Source organism: Streptomyces sp. NPDC096132 (assembly GCF_044763345.1).
Lineage (GTDB): Bacteria > Actinomycetota > Actinomycetes > Streptomycetales > Streptomycetaceae > Streptomyces.
Genome location: NZ_JBIWGA010000090.1, coordinates 1 through 1,655 on the forward strand (window position 1 = coordinate 1; position 1,655 = coordinate 1,655).

The 1,655-nt window shown below is 69.6% G+C and carries 2 protein-coding genes; one reads left to right on the forward strand and one right to left on the reverse strand.

Features of this window, described 5'->3' with window-relative positions; genetic code table 11:
- The first annotated feature begins 122 nt into the window (after positions 1–122).
- Positions 123–638 (forward strand): hypothetical protein, encoded by a 516-nt coding sequence (locus ACIRF9_RS52600; RefSeq protein WP_403837797.1) that lies wholly within the window; start codon positions 123–125, stop codon positions 636–638.
- On the opposite strand, the gene ACIRF9_RS52605 is transcribed toward ACIRF9_RS52600, so the two are convergent.
- Positions 571–1,386 (reverse strand): IS5 family transposase, encoded by an 816-nt coding sequence (locus tag ACIRF9_RS52605; RefSeq protein WP_403837795.1) that lies wholly within the window; start codon positions 1,384–1,386, stop codon positions 571–573. The genes ACIRF9_RS52600 and ACIRF9_RS52605 overlap by 68 nt on opposite strands.
- Positions 1,387–1,655: the final 269 nt, after the last annotated feature.

The window sequence follows — 1,655 nt, forward strand, 5'->3', positions numbered from 1 at the left end:
AGAGGCCGTTCTCTTTCCGAACCTCGTGTGACATTTGCGCAGGTCAGGCATGAAGTAGCTGCTGCCGCGGGAGCCTCGGCTTGTTGCCGGGCGAGATGTCGTGGAGGTGGCGGATGCCGTCGATGCGGGCGGTTCTGGAAACGCGGCAGAAGGCCGCAGCTGCGCAGGTGAAGCAACTCAAAGCGGAGTTGGAACGGGTGCGGACGGCTCTGGCGGACGCGGAAGAGGTGTACCGGCGCCGGGTGATCGGCATGGAGCAGTATCTGGAGGCGCTGGCCGAGGAGGCTGCACCCGCCGACGTGACCGGCGAGGAGTCCAGGAGGAAGCCGGTCGGACCGCGCCGGGCGGTGCCTCACAGGCGACACGCGACCGAAGTGGAGGAGTTGTCGCCGGACTACCAGGCGTTGATGACCGCCGCGGTCGATGCGGGAGACGACGGGCTTGGCGCCCGGCGGGCGGCGGTGGTGCTGGGCTGGGACACTGCGTCCGCCTCCCGCGTCGAGGGAGCCAGGGCACGGCTGAAGCGGCTGGTGGAACGAGGCTGGCTGGTCGAGGCGAAACCGGGCAGGTTCACGCTGCCTCTGCCACTGTCGGAGCAAAACGCTGCTGGTGCCGGGCGGCCAGGCGGCGGCTCATGAGCATGGTCATCGACCACAGAACGACGGCTTCGCTGGTGTCGGTGCGCCGCTCGTAGTCCCGGACCAGGCGCCGACTGCGCAGGCACCAGGCGAAAGATCTCTCCACGACCCAGCGGCGGGGCAGGACCTGGAAACCGCGGGTGTCGTCGCTGCGGCGGACGATGTCGAGAACGACGCCGAGCTGTGCCGCACTCCAGTCGACGAGATGGCCGGTGTAACCGCCGTCCGCCCAGACCCGTGCCAGCCGCCCGAAGCGGCCCCTGGCCATCGCCAGCAGGATGCGTCCGGCGTCCCGGTCGGTGGTCGACGCCGGCGTGACCAGCACGGCCAGCAGCAGACCGAGCGTGTCGGTGAGCAAGTGGCGCTTGCGTCCGTTGACCTTCTTCCCCGCGTCGAAGCCCCGCGAGGTGAGGGCGACGGTGGCGTCCGCCTTCACCGACTGCGAGTCGATGACCGCCGCACTCGGCTCCTGGTCCCGGCCCTCGGCCCGGCGGACGGCCTCGCGCAGCCGGTCGTGCAGCTCGGCGATCAGCCCCGCATCCCGCCAGCGGGCGAAGAAGGCATACACGCGCGGCCAGGGCGGGAAGTCCGAGGGCATCGCCCGCCACTTGATGCCGTTGTCGACGAGGTAGCGCACCGCATCGATCATCTGCCGGTGGCAGTAGCCCTCCGGCCGCCCGCCCCGGCCGGCCAGCCATCCCGGCACCGGCAGTAGATCCCGCACCAGAGCCCACTCGGCATCGCTCATGTCCGAGCCGTACCGGGACCGGCGCTCTGGCCGGTCGGCCGCGTTTCCGAACCTGTGGGCGAGACAGTCGCACCCAGGAGTGGACGGACTGGACCCGGCAACCATGACCACGCGACACTTCGACAACAGGGCCTCTTGCTCCTCGCTGGACTCGACATCCGCGAGCTACCAAGAGGCCCTTCTTCCATGCATCCGCATCGGCCGACTCACCCGAACCAGGCCCCTGTTCGAACCCCACCGACCACCCGAGCGGATAGAGAACAGCCAGT